Annotated in this window: 17 protein-coding genes and 2 pseudogenes; 7 read left to right on the top strand and 12 right to left on the bottom strand. The window is 70.6% G+C overall.

The genetic code is table 11. The features are described from left to right. Positions 1-10: 10 nt before the first annotated feature. From GA0115233_RS17050 to GA0115233_RS17040, 3 genes and pseudogenes are all read right to left on the bottom strand, one after another. Positions 11-1,273, bottom strand: coding sequence for a tyrosine-type recombinase/integrase (locus GA0115233_RS17050; RefSeq protein ID WP_093721083.1), 1,263 nt, complete (start codon positions 1,271-1,273; stop codon positions 11-13). Positions 1,274-1,282: 9 nt separating this feature from the next. Then, complete coding sequence (locus tag GA0115233_RS17045) at positions 1,283-1,531, bottom strand: excisionase family DNA-binding protein (RefSeq protein ID WP_093721082.1); 249 nt, start codon at positions 1,529-1,531, stop codon at positions 1,283-1,285. Positions 1,532-1,733: 202 nt separating this feature from the next. Further along, a pseudogene (locus GA0115233_RS17040) lies at positions 1,734-2,084 on the bottom strand (DUF3631 domain-containing protein); the annotation flags it as partial. Between the two features lie 133 nt (positions 2,085-2,217). Here GA0115233_RS17040 and GA0115233_RS17035 point away from each other — a divergent pair. The 4 genes from GA0115233_RS17035 (at position 2,218) to GA0115233_RS17020 (ending at position 4,925) form a co-directional block, all read left to right on the top strand. Further along, the gene (locus GA0115233_RS17035; protein ID WP_093721081.1) at positions 2,218-2,397 is read left to right on the top strand and encodes a hypothetical protein; all 180 of its coding nucleotides are present in this window, start codon (positions 2,218-2,220) and stop codon (positions 2,395-2,397) included. After that, positions 2,394-2,687, top strand: a complete 294-nt coding sequence (locus GA0115233_RS17030) for a Dabb family protein (RefSeq protein WP_093721080.1) — start codon at positions 2,394-2,396, stop codon at positions 2,685-2,687. Before GA0115233_RS17035 ends, GA0115233_RS17030 begins: the two co-directional genes overlap by 4 nt. A 175-nt stretch (positions 2,688-2,862) precedes the next feature. Continuing rightward, positions 2,863-3,753, top strand: coding sequence for an RNA polymerase sigma factor SigF (locus GA0115233_RS17025; protein ID WP_176711821.1), 891 nt, complete (start codon positions 2,863-2,865; stop codon positions 3,751-3,753). Between the two features lie 278 nt (positions 3,754-4,031). After that, entirely contained in the window at positions 4,032-4,925 is an 894-nt protein-coding gene (locus GA0115233_RS17020; RefSeq protein ID WP_093721078.1) for an RNA polymerase sigma factor SigF, read from the top strand. 158 nt (positions 4,926-5,083) lie between these two features. Here the strand turns inward: GA0115233_RS17020 and GA0115233_RS42370 are convergent, their stop codons facing one another. Continuing rightward, the gene (locus GA0115233_RS42370) at positions 5,084-5,362 is read right to left on the bottom strand and encodes a hypothetical protein (protein WP_176711820.1); all 279 of its coding nucleotides are present in this window, start codon (positions 5,360-5,362) and stop codon (positions 5,084-5,086) included. 467 nt (positions 5,363-5,829) lie between these two features. On the opposite strand from GA0115233_RS42370, the gene GA0115233_RS40625 reads away from it, so the two are divergent. Beyond that, positions 5,830-6,222, top strand: coding sequence for a hypothetical protein (locus GA0115233_RS40625; protein ID WP_141689525.1), 393 nt, complete (start codon positions 5,830-5,832; stop codon positions 6,220-6,222). Here the strand turns inward: GA0115233_RS40625 and GA0115233_RS17005 are convergent. The 5 genes from GA0115233_RS17005 to GA0115233_RS16980 form a co-directional block, all read right to left on the bottom strand. Further along, complete coding sequence (locus tag GA0115233_RS17005; RefSeq protein ID WP_141689524.1) at positions 6,201-6,683, bottom strand: hypothetical protein; 483 nt, start codon at positions 6,681-6,683, stop codon at positions 6,201-6,203. The two genes, GA0115233_RS40625 and GA0115233_RS17005, sit on opposite strands and share 22 nt — an antisense overlap. 233 nt (positions 6,684-6,916) lie before the next feature. Beyond that, on the bottom strand, positions 6,917-7,099 hold the full coding sequence (locus tag GA0115233_RS17000; RefSeq protein ID WP_176711819.1) for a hypothetical protein: 183 nt from the start codon (positions 7,097-7,099) through the stop codon (positions 6,917-6,919). Beyond that, complete coding sequence (locus GA0115233_RS16995; RefSeq protein WP_369691369.1) at positions 7,096-7,371, bottom strand: hypothetical protein; 276 nt, start codon at positions 7,369-7,371, stop codon at positions 7,096-7,098. Before GA0115233_RS16995 ends, GA0115233_RS17000 begins: the two co-directional genes overlap by 4 nt. A 125-nt stretch (positions 7,372-7,496) precedes the next feature. Beyond that, on the bottom strand, positions 7,497-8,750 hold the full coding sequence (locus tag GA0115233_RS16990) for a helix-turn-helix domain-containing protein (RefSeq protein WP_255310237.1): 1,254 nt from the start codon (positions 8,748-8,750) through the stop codon (positions 7,497-7,499). 1,054 nt (positions 8,751-9,804) lie between these two features. Next, a complete protein-coding gene (locus GA0115233_RS16980) occupies positions 9,805-9,999 on the bottom strand; it encodes a hypothetical protein (protein ID WP_093721072.1) in 195 nt (64 codons plus the stop codon). Positions 10,000-10,214: 215 nt separating this feature from the next. Between GA0115233_RS16980 and GA0115233_RS16975 the strand changes: the two genes are divergently transcribed. Together GA0115233_RS16975 and GA0115233_RS16970 are read left to right on the top strand one after the other, a co-directional pair. After that, positions 10,215-12,350, top strand: coding sequence for an MFS transporter (locus GA0115233_RS16975; RefSeq protein ID WP_093721071.1), 2,136 nt, complete (start codon positions 10,215-10,217; stop codon positions 12,348-12,350). Positions 12,351-12,354: 4 nt separating this feature from the next. Then, positions 12,355-12,825, top strand: coding sequence for a PPOX class F420-dependent oxidoreductase (locus GA0115233_RS16970; RefSeq protein ID WP_093721070.1), 471 nt, complete (start codon positions 12,355-12,357; stop codon positions 12,823-12,825). 266 nt (positions 12,826-13,091) lie between these two features. Here GA0115233_RS16970 and GA0115233_RS16965 read toward each other — a convergent pair whose 3' ends face one another. The 3 genes and pseudogenes from GA0115233_RS16965 to GA0115233_RS42365 all read right to left on the bottom strand — a co-directional run. Further along, a complete protein-coding gene (locus GA0115233_RS16965) occupies positions 13,092-13,853 on the bottom strand; it encodes a TetR/AcrR family transcriptional regulator (protein ID WP_093721069.1) in 762 nt (253 codons plus the stop codon). A 119-nt stretch (positions 13,854-13,972) separates the two neighbouring features. Next, positions 13,973-15,484: an MFS transporter gene (locus tag GA0115233_RS16960; RefSeq protein WP_176711818.1), complete on the bottom strand. Its 1,512-nt coding sequence runs from the start codon at positions 15,482-15,484 to the stop codon at positions 13,973-13,975. A gap of 42 nt (positions 15,485-15,526) precedes the next feature. After that, positions 15,527-19,092: pseudogene (locus tag GA0115233_RS42365) on the bottom strand (glycosyltransferase family 39 protein); the annotation flags it as partial. Between the last annotated feature and the right edge of the window lie 13 nt (positions 19,093-19,105).

The raw sequence follows: 19,105 nt of genomic DNA, 5'->3' as shown, positions 1-19,105 counted from the left end.
AGTTTCCGTCTCAGTTGGCCCGTACGAGCGCCCCAGCGGCGCCGTCGTCATCGTCGTTCGGCTTCCAAATGAGCCCGTCGACTTGACGCGCAATGTCACGGCGGACCGTGTCGACCATGTGCTGATACCGCGCTGCCATCGCCGTCGTCGACCACCCCATGAGGCCCATGACGGCCCGCTCAGACACGCCGAGGATGAGCAGGACCGTGGCCGCCGTGTGACGGGCATCGTGCAGACGACCGTCCCGCACCTTCGCGGACTTCAGCAGCTCCTTCCAGTCGTCGTAATCAGTGCGGGGCGACGTGCCGCGACCGGTCTCGGTGGCGAACAGCCAGCCTTCGTCCGTCCACTTGTCTCCAGCCGCCGCGCGCTCCGCCTGCTGCTGCCGCTCGTGCGCTCGCAGCATGTCCACAAGCTGTGGAGGAAGCCCCACGGCGCGGCGCCCTGCGCGGGACTTCGTGTCGGCGGTCTCCGGGTTCGTCCGCTGGCGCTGCGGGCAGTACCCGGCCTTGCGGCCACAGGTGTCCCCACACCCGTGCGCGTAGCGCGGGCGTCGGCGACTCCTGCGTACCAGTAAGACGCCGTTGTCCAAGTCGACATCCGACCACTTCAGTCCCAGTGCCTCACCCTGACGAAGCCCCAGGGCGAGCGCCACGGCCCACCGCGCGGAGTTCCGTCGGCGAGCGGCAGCACGCAGCAGGCGCTGCACCTCTTCCACGGTGTACGGCTCGATCTCCTCCTCGCTCACGCGCGGCGCCTTTGCGAGCACCACGGGGTTTTGCGTGAGATGGCCGCGCCGTACCGCTTCGTTGAGCGCGGTCCGGAAGGTGCGGTGCGCCTGGTGGGCGGTCGCGGGCCTGCTGCCGTTCGCCTGCATCTTGGCGTAGAAGGTCTCGATGTGCTCCGGCTTCAGCCGGTCGAGCCGGTGGGCACCGAGACCGAGGATCAGGTGCTTCCGCACGGCGACGCCGTACCCAACCATGGTGTTCTCGTTGACGGCGAGCGATGCGATGTTGTCGATCCAGTGCGTCAGCCACGCCTTGACCGTCCAGGGCTTGCCCGGCTTGCGTACCGTACCGGCGTCGCGCATCCGCTCCAGCTCCTTCACGGCCGCGACCACGTCGGGCTTGGTCTTCCGCTCAACGTGCCGCCGGTCGGGCTTGCCGTCGTCGCGTACGCCGACGGTGACCCGACCGTGCCACTTGCCGTCCTTGCCCAGATAGATCGACGAACGGCCGTTCGGCTGTCGAGTGCGCTTCTTCTTCTCTTCCACGGAGTCCTCTCAGGCAGCGTCGGCCATGGGGGCGGCAGCGAGGGGGGCACGATGGGCCGCGCGAAGGCGAGCCACGTAGTCGGTCACGGCTTCGGCGGGGACGCGGCGGAGCCGCCCGACTGAGACGGACTCCAGCTCTCCGGAGCCGATGAGCCGGTAGCACAGGGTGCGACCGATACGGAGCCGCCGGGCGGCCTCTTCAACGGTCAGCAGTACGAGGGTCGGGTTGATGGAGTCGGCGAGGTGAGCCGTGTCCATGCGGTGACGCTCCTTCGTCTCACGGGTGGGATTCGGAGCGGGCCCTGTCGGGGGCCGCTTCTGAGGTCCGCTACTTCCGCTACCTCCGCTACCGCGCAGGTCAGGGGCCTGTTCGGGGTAGCGGGAGGGGGTAGCGGTAGCGGATGGGTAGCGGGGCGGTAGCGGCAACCGCAGGTGGTTGCCGCTACCGCGTTGTGGCTGGTCAGAGCAGGCTTTCGGTGCCCGGTAGCGGAGGTAGCGGACTTTTCGGGGGTGGGGGGCAGTAGCGGGCCCACGCGTCGGCCAGATCGGCGGCGTAGTAGCCCTTGAGGACGCTCCCGGCGGTCTTGATGTTGCGGGAGGTGATCGGCTCGTTGTCGGCCGTCATGTACTCCGCGAGCATCTTCGACAGGCGCCGGTTGTCCAGCGGCTTGCCGTGCAGGTCGGCCCATGGGGCGTCGTCGAGGGCGTTGAGCCGGTCGAGGATCGCGACGGTGGGCAGGCGGTCGATGCCGGTCATGACGTGGTCGTGAGTGTGGCGCAAGTCACCGAGGGTTCAAATCCCTCCGCTACCGCTTGTGAAGGGCCTCGTCGCGAGACGGGGCCCTTCGTGCGTGCGGGGGTTGATCGTCCGGGGAGGGTCGGCGGTTACACTCACCGCCGTCAACAGGGGGCCCGTTCTGGGCGACAAGGGCAGGGAGGCCGCGGTGGCGGTGAATTCGAAGAAGCTCGCCGTCTATGTGCTCGTGGTCTTCGTGCTCTATGTGATCATCACGGACCCGGCCAAGGCCGCCGACTATGTCCAGATAGGGTTCGAGGGCATATCGGACGCCGCCAAGGCGCTCGGCGACTTCGCGACGTGGATCGCCAACGGAGGAGACTCATGATCCGCCACCTCGTCCTGTTCAAGCTCAACGAGGGCGTCAAGCGCGACGACCCACGCGTCGTGGCGGGCGAGGAGGCGTTCCGGGCGCTGCCGGAGAAGATCTCCGAGATCCGCTTCTGGGAGCTGGGCTGGAACCTCAGCGACCGCCCCATCGCCTACGACTTCGCGATCAACTCCGGCTTCGACGACGTGGACGCGCTGCGCCGGTACGTCGAGCACCCCGAGCACCAGGCGGGCGTGGCCCTCTGGAAGGAGTTCGCGACCTGGGTGATCGCGGACTACGAGTACTGAGCCGCCGTAGCCGCCCTATCGCAGTCGGCCCGCAGCCCTCCGTCGTTGCGACGGAGGGTTTTTTCATGTGTTCGCACATTTTTGCCCTCACTCATCCCTCAACACGGTGTTATGCGGTGCTTGCACACAGTGCACATGTCTTGTGATGCTATGACCGCTTTTGACGGATGAGTTGATGGATCAAGAGGTGGAGTTGACCGTGCCGGCCAGTACTGCGCCTCTCCAGGAAGCGACCCCGGAAGCAGCCCCGGAGGCATCCGCGGATGCCGCCCCGCCCCCAGCTCCCGAGCCCGCCCCGCGCAGTCGCGGTGCCGACACCCGCGCGCTCACCCAGGTGCTGTTCGCCCAGCTCAAGCAACTCCGGCCGGGTACGCCGGAGCACAACCGGGTGCGCGGGGCGCTGATCGAGGCGAATCTCCCGCTCGTGCGCTACGCGGCCGCCCGTTTCCGCTCCCGCAACGAGCCGATGGAGGACGTGGTCCAGGTCGGCACCATCGGTCTGATCAACGCCATCGACCGCTTCGACCCGGACCGCGGGGTGCAGTTCCCGACCTTCGCGATGCCCACGGTCGTCGGCGAGATCAAGCGGTACTTCCGGGACAACGTCCGCACCGTCCACGTACCGCGCCGGCTGCACGAGCTGTGGGTGCAGGTCAACAGCGCCACCGAGGACCTGACCACGGCCTTCGGGCGCTCCCCCAGCACCGCCGAGATCGCCGCGCGGCTGCGCATCAGCGAGGACGAGGTGCTGTCCTGCATCGAGGCGGGGCGGTCGTACCACGCCACCTCGCTGGAGGCCGCCCAGGAGGGCGACGGACTGCCCGGACTGCTGGACCGGCTCGGCTACGAGGACCCCGCGCTGGACGGTGTGGAGCACCGCGACCTGGTCCGGCATCTGCTGGTCCAACTCCCCGAGCGGGAACAGCGAATTCTGCTGCTGCGCTACTACAGCAACCTCACCCAGTCGCAGATCAGTGCCGAACTCGGCGTCTCCCAGATGCACGTATCGCGGCTACTCGCGCGTAGCTTCCAGCGGTTGCGGTCGGCGAACCGGATCGACGCCTGACGGAGCCTCGCTCGAATGCCCGAGCGAACTATCACCGGGGAGAGCGAATCGCTCACCTGCGCCGTTGCCGACATTTTCCTGTCGAAATAGCGTCAGACCCCTTGTTTCCAGGGCGGATTCACGTCTTACATGTCGACATGTCACTACAGCGTGTTGCCGACATGTGACATTCTTCCGGAAGCGCGTTTGCCGTGGCTTCGGCTCCGGTATTCAGGTGAAGGCTGCGTTCTCCAGTGGGAGCGTTCGCCGCGACCGTCCCGCGACCCAAAGGGGGTGGCATGTCCGCAGACCAGGGCAGCTCGAAGGTGCTCACGCTCACCAAGAGCGAGGCTGCGCCCGCGCTCGACGACGACGTAACGGCCCTTGTCGAGGCCGAGGCCGCACCGGCCCCGGCTCTCCCCACCTCCGGGGCGATCGACACTCGCACCCTGTCCCGCTCCCTGTTCCTGCGGCTCGCCGCGCTGGACGAGAACAGCCCCGAGCGCGCGTACGTCCGTGACACCCTGATCGAGCTCAACCTCCCGCTCGTCAGGTACGCCGCGGCCCGGTTCCGGTCCCGCAACGAGCCGATGGAGGACATCGTCCAGGTCGGAACGATCGGGCTGATCAAGGCGATCGACCGGTTCGACTGCGAACGGGGCGTGGAGTTCCCGACGTTCGCGATGCCGACCGTGGTCGGCGAGATCAAGCGGTTCTTCCGGGACACCTCGTGGTCGGTGCGCGTGCCGCGCCGGCTCCAGGAGCTGCGGCTGGCACTGACCAAGGCCAGCGACGAGCTGTCCCAGAAGCTGGACCGCTCCCCGACGGTCACCGAACTCGCCGCGGTACTGGGCGTGTCCGAGGAGGACGTGGTCGACGGCCTGGCGGTCGGCAACGCCTACACGGCCTCCTCGCTGGACTCCCCGGCGCCCGAGGACGACGGCGGCGAGGGCTCGCTGGCCGACCGGCTCGGCTACGAGGACACGGCGCTGGAGGGCGTGGAGTACCGCGAGTCCCTCAAGCCGCTGCTGGCCAAGCTCCCGCCGCGGGAGCGCCGGATCATCATGCTGCGGTTCTTCGCCAACATGACCCAGTCGCAGATCGGCGAGGAGGTCGGCATCTCCCAGATGCACGTCTCCCGGCTGCTGACCCGCACGCTGGCGCAGCTGCGCGAGGGCCTCATCTCCGACTGAACCCTTCCCTTCTGACGAAGCGTCAGCCACCATGGCGCGATGCTTCGGGCGACGGCATGGACACATGGCCGCCAGGGCGCCCTGATCGGCGCCTCGGCGGCCGTCGTGTGCCTGGTCGGCCTGCTGGCCGCGTGCGGGGGCTCCGGCGGCGGAGACGGCTATACGGCCGTGGGGGCGCCGGGTACCACGGCCCGTCCTACGGCGGGGCCGACGGGGGAGGTGACGCTGGTACCGCTGGACACGGCGACCCCGGACGCGACGAACTCGGCCGCCGACAGCGGCACTTCGGCAAGCCCGACCGGCCGTACGAGCGACGCCGCGAGGCCGGTGCCGTCGAGCGGGGGCGCCAAGGCCGGGCGCACGCCCGCGAGTTCGGCCCCGGCCGGCCGTACGACCTCCGCGGCCCCCAGTGCGCCGCCCTCCACCACCCCCGGCAAGCCGTCCCCCGCCGGCCTCTCCTGGTCCGCGCCGGAGCGGGCGGAAGGGGAGAAGCGCTGGTGCGAGGAGGTGACCGTGCGCTTTCACAACCCCGGGGGCAGCCCCGTGCGTTCGGGCACCGTGACCCTCGGGACGCACATCATCGGGGCGCTCGGGGTCGACTGGGGGACCGTGGAGTCGCAGGAGGAGCTTCCGGCGCCGATCGGGGAGGGCGCGCGGAAGGAGCGGACCTGGACGGTGTGCGTCGACAGATTCTATGAGGGGTCTTTTCTGTTGGGCGCGCACATGGAGCACGACGTCACGGTGACGTACCTCGGAGGAGACCCGATCTTCATCTCTCACGCGCGAGAGAAGGAGCGGTATCCGCCGGGGCAGCACAGCCTCCGGATCACAGCGGCGCCGCCGGTGGGGGCAACCACCGAACGGCGTCTTGATCCAGACCCCTCAGTGACAGGGAGCCAGGCCCATGCAGGCCCGTACCCCCATTCAGCTACTCGCTCAGCGCCCGGCCAGCGTCTACGACACCCGCGCCGAGGCGGCCTCCAGCGCTGAAGAGCGCCTCGCGGTCGTCGAGCAGCAGTTGGCCGACGCTCTGGCGCGCGAGCAGGACGCACGGCTGCTGCTGTTCCGCGCCCTGCGGCAGCTCGACACCGCGGTAAAAGGCGAACCGGCGACGCGACAGGAGCGTGTGAGGCGGGACGCGCACGCCTTGGCGGTCGCCTCGGGAATCGTGCCCGCCGACGACTACCGGCCGGAAGCCGTCCAGGAGCGGCCCGCGCTGCGGGGCGTCGACGGCGGCCGGTCGGCAGAGCGCGGCCGGGGTGCGCCTCGGGACCGTCACGGCCTGCACGCCGTCTGACGAGACAACCGTGCCGCCCGGCTCATCTTGCGTGAGTCCGGGCGGCGCAGTGCTGTCCCGTGGCGCGCGCCGGGCTCGGCTCGGTCGAGGGCGAGTTCGCCGCGGCGCACCTCGTCGGCAAGGTCGGGCGCGTCACGCTGCACGGCCTTGGCCTGCTGGACTGCTCGACCGGAAGAACCAACCACCCTCACGGCGCGTTCGTCGGAGCGCTGCTCGCGTCGGGCCTGCGGTTCGACCCGTTCCCCGGTCGTGCGCAGATCTGCGCACGTTTCCTCTGCGTTCCGTGACCGCGCCGCCTCGGAACCGTCATCCTTAGGCCGCCCCTTGTGCTGCGCCGCGGCGTAGAACCGCTCATACTCCAGCGCCATCAGCGCGCGCTGCCCTGGGTTGAGCTGCCGGCGAGCGAGGTTCTTCGGCACGATCAGGTCGAGGATCACCGGCTCGGTGTAGCGCTCCGGCACGGCGAGGCCCCCGCCCATCTGCAAAGGGGGGTCAGACGGACGGGGGCCGGTGTGTGCGCCCGCCCGCCGGGACTCTTGCGGGAATCCCGGCGGGCAGGCTCGGCCCCTTCCCGCCGGTCTTGCGGTCCCAGCAGGAAGGGGGGTCTGTGCGGTTCGCGACCCTGACCCGGCGGTCGCCGTGGGGGTGCGTCAGTGCAGTGTCCACGCCGGCACCAAGGCGTGGACAGGGTTCGTCACGGCTCCGGTGGAGCCTGCCGGTGGCAGGCGCACCCGCAGCGGCGCTGCAGCAGGATTCCGCCGCCGTGGGGCAGCGGGATGTCGTCGGTCCGGCGGCACTCCTCGTGCGCGGCGCCGTAGCCGGGCTCGCGGGCCAGCGTGCACTCCGGAGACAGAGGCGGAGCCTCGGCCACGGTCACGGGCACTCGCCCCGCGAGCGCGCGTTGGCCACGGAGACGCCCTCGCTCAGGGCCGTTCCAGCGGGGACCGGTTGCAGCCGCTCGGGCCGCGCATCCCACTCGATGCCGCCCCCGATGGGGCGCAGCTGGATGTACGGGCCGACGAAGCCCGCGACCTTGCCGCACTTGTTCCTCTCGGTGTCCTCGACGGTGTCGCCGAGCCGGGGTTCGTAGGCGGCCGGCCTTTCGCCGTCCTGCTCTTCGCCGAGGGGCAAACGGTGTGTAGCGTTCACGGTGTTGGCGCTCCTTCGCAGCGTCGACCACGCCCCGGGACCGTTCGCGCGGTCGCCGGGGTCTTCGTGGTCTTCGACCGTAGGAGCGTCGAAGGAGAGGCAGGGGCACAGATTGTGCCCCTACGTCATGCGGCCAACATGCCGAGCTTCACCGCGAGTTCGGAGGCTCGACGACGCCGGGCCGGAACCTTCGCCTCGGCCTCCTCCAGCACAATGCGCTTGGCGTACCCGTTGTACTTGATCGTCTCGGGAGCAGCTTCGTGTGCCTTCTCCAGCGTGGCCAGGGCGACGTCAGGCTGTCCGTCGAGTTGGAAGCCGCGAGCCTCTTCGATGCGGTGCCGGGCCCTCCGCGGCCTTGAGGGGATGGTGACGGCGTCGGCGCGGGCGGCCTGGCGTACGGACTCGCCGCCCTGGTGCAGCTCGACGGCGACGGTGACCGCGTGCGCGCCCATGATGGCCCGGGAGAACGACGTCACCGGGTGGTAGTAGTCCTCTGGAAGCCGGTCGGCCATGGCTCGGGCCTGGTCCCAGTGCCGCCATGCCGTGCCCGTCTCCCCGCGTCGGGCTGCGGTGTAGCCGGCCTCGAAGGTGAGCGCGCCCGTGATGGCGAGGACATCGTTCGAGGCGTCCGGCAACTGCGGTTCGAGGTACGCGAGAGTCTCGCGGTTCACCGCGTCTGCGGCGTCGAAGTGCGCCGGGCCAGCATCACGGTGTGCCTGCGCAGCAAGCCATGCGGCTACACCGATCGCATGCGGGTCCTCGGACTCCTGCGCGGCGATCAGCCCGCGCTCGGCGACGCGCCACAACAGGGCGGGATCCGGCTGGTATGCCACGAAGAACTGGCACAGGGAGTAGACCTCGGCGAGTACGGCCTGAGCTGCTCTGCGGTCCGTCCCGGTGTCGGCCTGCCGCACGGCGAGTTGAGCGTCACGGATCAGGTCCGGCAGCAGGGTGCCGATCACCTCGCGGTGATTCGGTGCGGAGTGTCGCGCCTTCCATGCCTGCGCGAGCCGCGCGTGAAGATGAGTGGCCGGGGGCGCCTCGCGCTGCGTGGTGAGTGGGAAGGCGTCGACAGCGGTCTTGACCGCGGCGAGGCGCGGGTGGCCGGGGCCGGCGAACAGGTCGACGTGCGCAGACTGGTCGCCGGTCAGGTCCGCGAGGTCGCGGACGCGCAACAGCTCGGCGATGCGCAGGATCACGTCGAGCTTGGGCGTCTTGAGCCGCCCTGTCTCGATTCCCTTGACCCACGATCCGGACCTGCCGAGCAGCCCGCCGAGTTGCTCGCGGGTCATGCCCTTCCGGGTGCGAAGGATCTGGAGACGCTGGCCGAACACCAGCGGCTCGGCGTACGGGTCCGGGCTACCATCTGAAGGCGACACGGCCTTGCCCCTCTCTGAACAGCTCGACACTGTCAGGGTATGGGGCGAGGCCGCTTTCGCGTCAGGAGTCTTGCCGTCCGCCCGTCTTCGGGCTGTTCGGCGGCCCGCAGACTTAACCCGCAGGCCACCTGTTCGCGCGCGAGACGGCCCCCGGACCCCGCGCTACAGCAAGCCCGCGGGCACCGAACAGCCGTCGGTGCCGCAGCGCGCGTGCTGCCACGCCTGATCCCCGCACGGCCGCGCCGCGGTGCGCAGTTGCTGGGCACGCATCAAGGGACACCCGCACCGGTAGCAGGGCGTTCCCGACTTCGGCGGAGGCAGAGCGCCGGCCGCGGCCTGGCCGGAGCGGAGCCGGTTGCCCAGCTGCGCGCCGAGCCGCCGGTTGCACGACGCGTGCAGCAGCCGCGTGGCCCGCGTGCCGCCGAGGGCGCGCCTGCTCGTGGTCGGCGTCCAGGTCCTGCTCGGGGAACACCGGCTCCCCGCAAACCGCGCACGGCTCGCCCGGCATCAGCTCGGCGAGCAGGCGGGCACGCTGCTTCTGATGCTCGCCCCCGAGACCGAGCCGCGTCGTACGGCTCCCCTCGGGCGTCTTACGCGGCCGTCCCATGCCAGGAACCTCCCGAAAGAGGTTGAAAAACAACGATAGTTGGGGGTTGGCACGAGTACGGTCCGTACGGGACGGCATTCCCGCAAGTGCAGGGCGTCGTCGTCGGGCTCGGGCAGGTGCACGCGTGCCGGTCCGTCGAGTGCGGCGGCGATGCTGTGCGCGGCGCGATGGAGGAGTCGCGCGCGGTCCGTGCGCACGTCGTCGGCGTGCCAGCCGAGCACGCTGCGGGAGCTGTTGACCGCGGCCCGGTAGCGGTCGTAGGCCACCTCACGTGGAGTGAAGGTGCTCACCGGACTTCCCTCGTTGCGGTCGACGCCTGGCGTGTGCCGCTCGGCATGCGCATCGAGACGCGGGACGTGTCCGTCCGGTGGCGGTGAGCCGCGCGGAGCGCTCCGGAACGGACCGCTTCGGCGCCTGCCACCTCGGCGCCCGCTGCTGCCGCGCGGACTACTTCAGCGCGAGCCAGGCCACCGCCACGACGACCGCGATCGCGACGACGGCACCGACGATCAGGCCGATGCGGGAACCGGAGGAAGCGGCCGCCTGCTGCTGCCCCTGAGGGGCCTCGTCGACGAACGCGCGGAACATCTGCGTGCTGCCAGCGGGGTCGTAGTTGCCCTGGGGGTCCTGGGTGTTAGCCATGGCCCGAAACCCTAGCGAATCCGGGGTGCGCGCCCAAGCGCGGGTCCCGACCGGCGGCACCGGGAGCACCGGTTGACCGCACCCGTCGCCACCTGGGTGTTTACGGTCGCAATACTTGCCTTTGCCAACTTTTGAGGCCCGGCACCCCCATTTTATTTGCCTGCAGCAACCAATAACTTCTATGGTTGCCCTAAGCGACAAAATCGGGAGATGTGATGGCCGAGCAGGGGCTCTACGAGGAGCTCGTGCGGCAGTTCAGTGCCTTCGGGGCCGTGAAACGGGAGCTGGGGCGGGCGCTGCCCGCGGACTGCCCGAGCGGGTCCGCGGCGGCGCTGACGCTGCTGGAACGGCACGGGGACATGCGGATGAGCAGGCTCGCGGAGCTGCTCGCCGTCGACATGTCGGTCACCAGCAGGCATGTCGCCCACCTCGCCGAGCGGGGCTGGATCGACCGCTCCCCCGACCCGTCCGACAAACGCGGCCGCATCCTGCGCCTGACGCCCGCCGGCCGGGACCGGGTGCAGGAGCTGGCCCGGTGCACGACCCGGCTGCTGGCCGCGCGGCTGAGCGACTGGAGCGACGAGGACGTCGCCCGGCTCACCGAGCTGATGGCCCGGCTGCGCCGCTGCTTCGACGAGCAGTCCCCCACCCCCGTACCTCCGCGATCACCGCGATCACCGCGATCACCGCGTAAGAGCAGACCGCACAAGAGAAGGAAGCCCATGGCAACGACCACACCCGACGGTGTGCGGGCTCAGGCCGAGCACGAAGGAGGCTCCGGCGACGCTCCCATGACGCACCGGCAGATCATGGAGGCGCTCTCCGGGCTGCTGCTCGGCATGTTCGCCGCCATCCTGTCCTCCACCATCGTCTCCAACGCCCTGCCCGAGATCATCACGGACCTCGGCGGCGGACAGAGCGCGTACACCTGGGTGGTGACGGCCGCGCTGCTGGCGATGACCGCGTCGACGCCGCTGTGGGGCAAGCTGGCCGATCTGGTCAGCAAGAAGGCCCTGGTCCAGATAGCCCTGGTCATCTACATCGTCGGCTCGGTGTTCGCCGGCATCGCGCAGAACTCCGGGATGCTGATCGGCGCCCGGGTCGTACAGGGTCTCGGCGCGGGCGGTCTGACCGCGCTCGCCCAGATCATCATGGCCGCGATGATCTCCCCGCGGGAGCGCGGCCGCTACTCCGGCTACCTCGGTGCCACGTTCGCGGTCGCGACCGTCGGCGGTCCGCTGGTCGGCGGTGTCATCACCGACACCAGCTGGCTGGGCTGGCGCTGGTGCCTGTACGTGGGGATCCCGTTCGCGCTGTTCGCCCTGTTCGTACTGCAGAAGACGCTGCACCTGCCGGAGAGCCGGCGCAAGGTCAAGGTCGACTGGGCCGGGGCCTTCTTCATCACCGCCGCCGTCAGCCTGCTGCTGATCTGGGTCACCTTCGCGGACGACAAGTACGCCTGGCTGTCCGGGCAGACCTACGCCATGGTCGGCGGCGCCCTCGCGCTGACGCTGGTCTTCCTCTTCGTGGAGAGCAGGGCCGCCGAGCCGATCATCCCGCTGCGCCTGTTCCGCAACCGCACCATCGCGCTGGCCTCGCTGGCGTCCCTGCTGGTCGGTGTCGCGATGTTCGCGGGCACCGTGTTCTTCAGCCAGTACTTCCAGCTGGCCCGCGACATGTCGCCCACCATGTCCGGTGTCGCGACCATCCCGATGATCGCCGGTCTGTTCGTGTCCTCCACGGTCTCCGGCGCGATCATCACCCGGACCGGCAAGTGGAAGTCCTGGCTGGTCGTGGGCGGTGTGCTGGTCACGGCGGGGCTCGGCCTGCTCGGCACCATGCGTTACGACACCCCGTACTGGCACATCGCCGTCTACATGGGCCTGATGGGTCTCGGCGTCGGCATGATGATGCAGAACCTGGTGCTCTCCACGCAGAACCAGGTCGCCCCGCACGAACTCGGCGCCGCCAGCTCGGTGGTGACCTTCTTCCGGTCCCTCGGCGGCGCGATGGGCGTCTCGGCGCTCGGCTCGGTGATGACGACCCGGATCAGCCACTACGCCACCGACACCATCGGCACCCTCAGCCCCGAGGAGCAGGCCGCGGCCGGCAAGGCGATGGGCTCCGGTCAGCTCCCCGACATGGACGCCCTGCCCGGACCGATCCGCACCTGGCTGGAGAGCGCCTACGGCCACGGCATCGCCGACATCTTCCTGTACGTCGCCCCGATCGCCTTCCTCGCCTTCCTGGTGACCCTGTTCATCAAGGAGGTCCCGCTGCGCACCACCGGCGCGCTGGAGCAGGCGCAGGCGCAGGCTCCGGGCGCGGAGAAGGAACCCGCCCTAGGCTGACGCCATGGCACCCAACATCGCGACCAACACCACCGTTTCGCTGGACGAGTTGCTGGACTTCGTACGGCCGCGTCACCGGGCGATCCTGCTGACGCGGCGGGCGGACGGGGGCCCGCAGGGTTCGCCGCTGACCTGCGGGGTGGACGACTCGGGGCGGATCGTGGTCTCCACGTACCCCGAACGGGCCAAGACGCGCAACGCCAAGCGGGACCCGCGGGTCAGCGTCATTGTGCTGAGCGACGACTGGAACGGCCCGTGGGTGCAGGTGGACGGCACCGCCGAGGTGATCGACACGCCGGACTCGGTGGAGCCGCTGGTGGAGTACTACCGGAACATCGCCGGGGAGCACCCGGACTGGGACGAGTACCGGGCGGCGATGGTCAAGCAGGGCAAGTCGATCATCCGGATCACACCGGAGCGGTGGGGGCCGGTGGCCACGGGGGGCTTTCCGGCGCGGCTGGTGGAGGGGGGATGAGGCGGGCGCCGGGTCATTCCCCGGTTGGGTGGGGACTGAGACGGCGGCCGGTCACTCCCGGATCGAGGGGCTGAGGTGGCGGCCGCCGGGTCATTCCTGAGGCGCGGTCGACCCGCTGACCGCCGGGCTCACTCCCCGGACGGGGCGACGAGCCGGCCGCTGGGGTGCCTCCCAGGGCGGAGGCGATGAATCGGGCGCCGGGTCACTCGCGGCGGGCGCGGGTCACCCGTCGGGTCACCTGCGGCGGGCGCGGGTCACCCGTCGGGTCACCTGCGGTGGACTCGGGTCACCATCGCCTCGATGCCGGCCACCAGCAGGTCCAGGGCGAAGGCGAAGTCGCGCTCCAGCATGTCCGCCACGTTCTCCCCGCCCCGGGCCTCCATGATCTCCTTCGCCTCCCCGATCACCTCGGCCGTGGCGGGGCTCTCGATCGCCGTCTCCATCGCGCGCTCGTAGTAGGCGTCGGGGGTCATGCCCGTGCTGCGGGCGCGGGTGTAGAAGTGCCCCTCGACGGTGCCGAAGCCGTAGACGAACTGGAAGACGGCGGAGATCGCGCCGGTCATGCCCTCGGCGGGCAGGCCCGTCCTGCCCATGACGCGCTGCACCACCCGGGAGAAGGCGAGCGAGTTGGGGCCGATGTTGAGGTAGGTCCCGGCCAGCGGGGACATCCAGGGGTGGCGGACCAGCATCGCGCGGTACTCGCCGGCCAGCGTGCGCAGTTGGTCGCGCCAGTCCTCGTCCGCCTCCGGGTCGGGCAGCCGCAGTTCCCCGTGGACGGAGTCCAGGGCGAGTTCGAGGAGGTCGTCCTTGGTGTCGACGTACCAGTAGACGGACATCGCGGTGACGTTCAGCTCGGCGGCCAGGCGGCGCATGGAGAACTTGGCGAGGCCCTCCGCGTCCAGCAGGCGCACGGTCGCCTCGGTGATCCGCTCGCGGTCCAGCCCGGACGGCTGGCCGCTCCCCCTGCCACCCCGGCGCGTACCGCCCTCAAGCCAGACGCTGGCCCGCCGTTCGGCTGCCTTACCCATGGCGCACCTTCCTCGACTCAACCCCGCGGGTCACGCTGGACGCCCCGAAGAGGGCGCGGGGAACTGTGTGACCAGCCACCATGCTGCCCGCAGTCGCCCGCCCACCGTACGCCGCCCCGTCAGGCCTTCCCTGCCCTCTCCGCCCGCCGCAGCAACGCCCCGGCGACCAGTCCGCCGAGCAGCACGGCCAACGAGCCCACCAGCAGGCTCGTCTGCAGCCCGGAGGAGAACGCGTCCGTCACCCGCTGCCGCTCCTCCGCCGACCCCGCGGCCGCCAGCGCCGCCGGCAGGGAGGTCGCGGCCACCGGAATCAGCGCCGCGAACCGCGAGTTGAGCAGCGCGCCGAGCACGGCCACCCCCAGCCCGGTGCCGAACTCGGCCACGGTGCCGTTGATCCCGCCGCCGACGCCCGCCTTCTCCGGGGGGATCGCACTCATGATGGCGTGCGACATCGCGGGGCTCGCCACGGCGGCGCCGGTGCCGATGAGGACCAGGCCCAGGAACGTACCGCCGTAGCCGCCGGAGTCGACCACCGCGATGGAGGCGAGCCCGGCCGCCATCACCGCCATGCCGAGCCCGATGGCGAGCGGGGTGCCCAGCCGGGCCGCGCACTTGGCCGCCACACCGCTGAAGTTCAGCGCCACGATCATCAGGGCCATCGGGGCGATCCGCAGACCGGCCTCCAGCGGCTCGTAGCCGAGTACGAACTGCATGTGCTGGGTGAGCAGGAAGAGCGAGCCGCCCATGCCGAAGGTGATCAGCACACCGCCCGAGACCGCGCCGGTGAAGCGGCGGTTGCGGAAGAAGTGCATGTCGATCATCGGGTACGGGATACGGCTCTCCCAGTACGCGAAGGCGGCCAGCACCGTGACCGCGACGGCCGCCGTGGCCAGCACCCGGCCCGACAGCCAGCCGTGCTCCGGGCCGGAGATGATCGCGTACACCAGGGAGGCCATGCCGATGGTGGAGAGGACGGCGCCGAGCAGGTCGGGGCGGTCGCCCTGGGGGTTCTTGGACTCCGGGACGAGGACGACGACCGCGACCAGGGCGAGCGCGGCGACCGGGATGTTGATCAGGAAGATCGCGCCCCACCAGAAGTGGTCCAGCATGAAGCCGCCCAGGAGGGGACCGGCGGCGAAGCCCAGGGAGTTCACGGCGGCCCAGATGCCGATCGCCCTGGGCTGCTCCTCGGGCGTGAAGATTTGGATCGCCACCGCCAGCACGGTCGTCATCAGCAGCGCGCCGCCGACGCCCATCCCGGCGCGGGCGGCGATCAACTGACCGGTGGAGTCGGCGAGTCCGGCCACCAGCGAACCGGTGCCGAACAGGGCCAGCCCGATGGCCAGCATCTTCTTGCGGCCGTAGCGGTCGGCGGCGCTGCCCGCGGTGAGCAGCAGGCCCGACTGCACCAGCGAGTAGGCGTTGATCATCCACTGGATGTCGGAGGTGCTCGCGCCCAGTTCCCGGGTGAGCGAGGGGATGGCCACGTTCAGGACGGTGTTGTCCAGCACCACGGTCAGCACCGCGAGGCACAGGACGCCGAGGATCAGCCAGCGCTGCGGGTGGCCGCCCCGCTGCGGCCGGGGCTGCGGCGGGGCGGCCTGGGGGTGTTCCGGTGAGGACGTCGACATGCTGTACACCGTAGAGCTACTCCTATACGGCGTACAAGGGCATTACCCGGACGTCAGGTCGTAGAAGGTGGTGCCGTCGACCGTCACCGCCTCGAAGTTCTCCTCGACCCAGGCGCTGATCTGCGAGGACGTGCCGTCGCCGCGCCCGCCGCCCATGCCGCCGCCGGAGCCGCTCGCGATGAAGTAGTGGATCTTTCCGTCGGCCACGTACTGCTTGAACTCGGCCAGCGTCGGGGACGGGTCGGTGCCGTTGAAGCCGCCGATCGCCATCACGGGCTCACCGGTGGAGAGCTGGTAGCTCGCGGCGTTCTGGGCGCCGATCGCGGCGGCCGCCCAGGTGTAGTCCCCCGCGTCCTTCTCCAGGAGGGCCTTGGCCTCGTCGGAGACCGAGGCGCCGTTGAGCAGGCCGCCCATGCCGCCACCGCCGCCATCGCCGCCATCGCCGCCATCGCCGCCGGGCATACCGCCGTCGCCGTTCTGCCGGCTCCCCTGCTGGTTGCCCGGCTGGTTCCCTTGCTGGCCCGGCATGGTCCCGCCGCCCGGGAAGCCGCCGTTGCCGCCATTGCCACCGGTCGGCGGCTGGCCCATGCCACCGCCCTGCTGCCCTTGCTGGTTGCCCTGCTGCCCGGGGAAGCCGCCACCGGCGCCACCGGGGCCGCCCCCGCCCGGGCCACCGCCGCCACCGGGGCCGCCGCCCCGTCCGCCCTGCACCGACGGGCCCGCGGTGACGATCGAGCCGGAGTGGCCCTCGTTCACCGTCGTGAGGGTGTACGCCGTGGGCCCGGCCAGCGCTGCCACGAGCCCCAGGCCCGCGACACCCAGGGCAAGCCGATGGCCGAGCCGGCTCACGAAGACCAGCCCGAGGGCCGCCGCCAGACCGCCCACCAGGACCAGCCACTTCAGCCAGGGGAGATAGTCGGAGGACCGGTTGAGCAGGACGTACCCCCAGCCCGCGGTGGCCGTCATGGCGCCCGCCAGGGTGAGCGACGCCCAGGCCTTCTCCCGCCGCTCCCACAGCAGCACCGAGCCCATGCCGATGAGCGGGGCGACGTAGGGCGCGAGGGCGACGGTGTAGTACTCGTGGAAGATGCCCTGCATGTAGCTGAAGACCAGCATGGTGACGATCAGCGCGCCGCCCCAGACGAGGAACGAACCGCGCGTCACCGAGGTGCGCCTCGCCTTGCGGGTGGCGACCAGGGCCGCGACCAGCAGGATCAGCGCGGCCGGGATCAGCCAGGAGATCTGGCCGCCGATGTTCGCGCCGAACAGGCGGTCCCAGCCGGTCTCGCCCCAGTTGCCGCCGCCGTTTCCGCCCCCGCCGCCGACGCTGCCGGTCTCCTCGCCGTTGAGCCGGCCCAGGCCGTTGTAGCCGAAGGTCAGTTCCAGGAAGGAGTTGTTCTGGGAGCCGCCGATGTAGGGGCGCGAGGAGGCGGGCCACAGTTCGACGATGGCGACCCACCAGCCGCCGCTGACCACGATCGCGGCGAAGCCCGCGGCCAGCTGTCCGACCCGCTTCTTCACGGAGACCGGCGCGCAGACGCCGTACACGAGCGCGAGCGGGGGCAGGATCAGAAAGGCCTGGAGGGTCTTGGCAAGGAAGGCGAAGCCGATGGCCGTACCGGCCCACAGCAGCCACTTGGTGCGGCCGTCCTCCAGGGCGCGGATGACGAAGTAGCAGGCCACCGCCATCAGCAGGGCCAGCATCGCGTCAGGGTTGTTGAACCGGAACATCAGCGCAGCGACCGGGGTGAGCGCCAGCACCGCGCCGGAAATCAGACCGGCGGCGGGGCTGAACCGGCGGCGTACGGCGGCGTACACGACGGCGACCGTGCCGACGCCCATGAGGACCTCGGGGACCAGGATCGCCCAGGAGTTCAGGCCGAAGAGCCGCACCGACAGGGCCATCGGCCACAGTGAGGCCGGGGGCTTGTCGACGGTGATGGCGTTGGCCGCGTCCAGCGAGCCGAAGAAGAACGCCTTCCAGGACTCGCTGCCCGCCTGGACGGCCGCGGAGTAGAAGGAGTTGGCGTAGCCGGAGGCGCTGAGGTTGTAGAGGTAGAGGACGGCCGTGGCGAGCAGCAGGCCGAGGAAGGCGGGGCGGACCCAGCGCGGGTCGGCGGGGCGGCCGGGTGGGGCGGGGTGCGGGGCCACCGGAGGGGCCGTCGGCGGGGTGGTCGGCGGCTCGGGTACCGCCGTACTCGTAGGAATGACGGTCATCGGTGGTCCCCCAGGTCGGTGTAGGTGGGCAGTAGGTCGGGGTGCGTGGGCAGTGGGTCGCTGTAGGTGGGCAGTGGTGCCGTAGCGGCCGTGGTGGCCGGGCCGGCCGTGGCGGTCGGGCTGGCCGGGGCGGCCGTGACGGCCGGGTCCTCGCGTCGGTCCGGGAAGACCCAGACCCGGAAGAGCAGGAAGCGCAGCACGGTCGCGGCGAGGTTGGCGGCGATCAGGACCGCCAGTTCGGTGGAGTGCGCGGGCTCGGCGCTGGCCACGTTCAGAGCGGCCAGCGAGCCGCTGGTCAGGGCCAGGCCGATGGCGAACACCACCAGCCCCTGGGCCTGGTGGCGGACGGCACCGGCGCCGCCCCGCACTCCGAAGGTCAGGCGCCGGTTGGCGGCCGTGTTGGCGACGGCCGAGACCAGCAGGGCGAGGGCGTTGGCCACCTGCGAGCCGGTGAACTGCCGGAAGCCGGTGTAGAGCAGCAGGTAGAAGAGGGTGGACAGGGCGCCGACCGCGCAGAAGCCGAGGAGCTGGCGGGCCAGTCCCTTGGGTACGTCCTTGATGCCGCGGTCGCGCGGGTCGTCGCCGAAGGGGCGGGCGAGCCGGTCCAGCGGCAGCGATCCGGTGGCCAGGGCCCTGCCGACCCGCCAGACGCCCTTGAGGTCCTCGGTGGCCGTCCGCACGATGTGCACGGTGGAGTCGGGGTCGTCGACCCAGTCCACCGGCACCTCGTGGATGCGCAGCCCGGCCCGCTCGGCGAGCACCAGCATCTCGGTGTCGAAGAACCAGCCGCTGTCCTCCACCAGCGGCAGCAGCACCTGCGCCACGTCCCGCCGTATCGCCTTGAAACCGCACTGGGCGTCGGAGAACCGGGCCTGGAGCGAGCCGCGCAGGATGAGGTTGTAGGTGCGGCTGATGAACTCCCGCTTCGGGCCGCGCACCACGCGCGAGGAGCGGGCCAGCCGGGAGCCGATCGCCAGGTCGGAGTGGCCCGAGATCAGCGGGGCCACCAGCGGCAGCAGCGCGTTGAGGTCGGTGGACAGGTCCACGTCCATGTAGGCGAGGACGGGGGCGTTGGAGGCGGACCAGACGGTGCGCAGGGCGCGTCCGCGGCCCTTCTGCTCCAGCCGCACGGCCCTTACCTCGGGGAGCCACTGCTCCAACTGCCGGGACAGGTAAGGGGTGGTGTCCGTGGAGGCGTTGTCCGCGATCGTGATGCGGAAGGCGTAGGGGAAGGTGCGGCTGAGGTGCTCGTGCAGTCTCAGGACGCACCGCTGAAGGTCCTTCTCCTCGTTGTAGACGGGGATCACTACGTCCAGAACAGGCGTACCGGCGTCTCCGGCCGGGAGGTGCTCCCGCGCCGGCAGGGTGCCGGGAGAAGAGTCGGTTCGCATGGGAACGACTCTG

The organism is Streptomyces sp. DI166 (genome assembly GCF_900091315.1).
GTDB lineage: Bacteria > Actinomycetota > Actinomycetes > Streptomycetales > Streptomycetaceae > Streptomyces > Streptomyces fuscus.
Note: the sequence above shows the minus strand (reverse complement) of the source record. Positions and strands in the feature narration are given on the sequence as shown.

Excerpts from the sequence above, each read along its gene's own strand:
- GA0115233_RS17045 (WP_093721082.1), bottom strand. The coding sequence starts at position 1,531 with ATGGACACGGCTCACCTCGCCGACTCCATCAACCCGACCCTCGTACTG.
- GA0115233_RS17030 (WP_093721080.1), top strand. The coding sequence starts at position 2,394 with ATGATCCGCCACCTCGTCCTGTTCAAGCTCAACGAGGGCGTCAAGCGC.
- GA0115233_RS17025 (WP_176711821.1), top strand. The coding sequence starts at position 2,863 with ATGGATCAAGAGGTGGAGTTGACCGTGCCGGCCAGTACTGCGCCTCTC.
- GA0115233_RS17020 (WP_093721078.1), top strand. The coding sequence starts at position 4,032 with ATGTCCGCAGACCAGGGCAGCTCGAAGGTGCTCACGCTCACCAAGAGC.
- GA0115233_RS40625 (WP_141689525.1), top strand. The coding sequence starts at position 5,830 with ATGCAGGCCCGTACCCCCATTCAGCTACTCGCTCAGCGCCCGGCCAGC.
- GA0115233_RS16980 (WP_093721072.1), bottom strand. The coding sequence starts at position 9,999 with ATGGCTAACACCCAGGACCCCCAGGGCAACTACGACCCCGCTGGCAGC.
- GA0115233_RS16975 (WP_093721071.1), top strand. The coding sequence starts at position 10,215 with ATGGCCGAGCAGGGGCTCTACGAGGAGCTCGTGCGGCAGTTCAGTGCC.
- GA0115233_RS16970 (WP_093721070.1), top strand. The coding sequence starts at position 12,355 with ATGGCACCCAACATCGCGACCAACACCACCGTTTCGCTGGACGAGTTG.
- GA0115233_RS16965 (WP_093721069.1), bottom strand. The coding sequence starts at position 13,853 with ATGGGTAAGGCAGCCGAACGGCGGGCCAGCGTCTGGCTTGAGGGCGGT.
- GA0115233_RS16960 (WP_176711818.1), bottom strand. The coding sequence starts at position 15,484 with ATGTCGACGTCCTCACCGGAACACCCCCAGGCCGCCCCGCCGCAGCCC.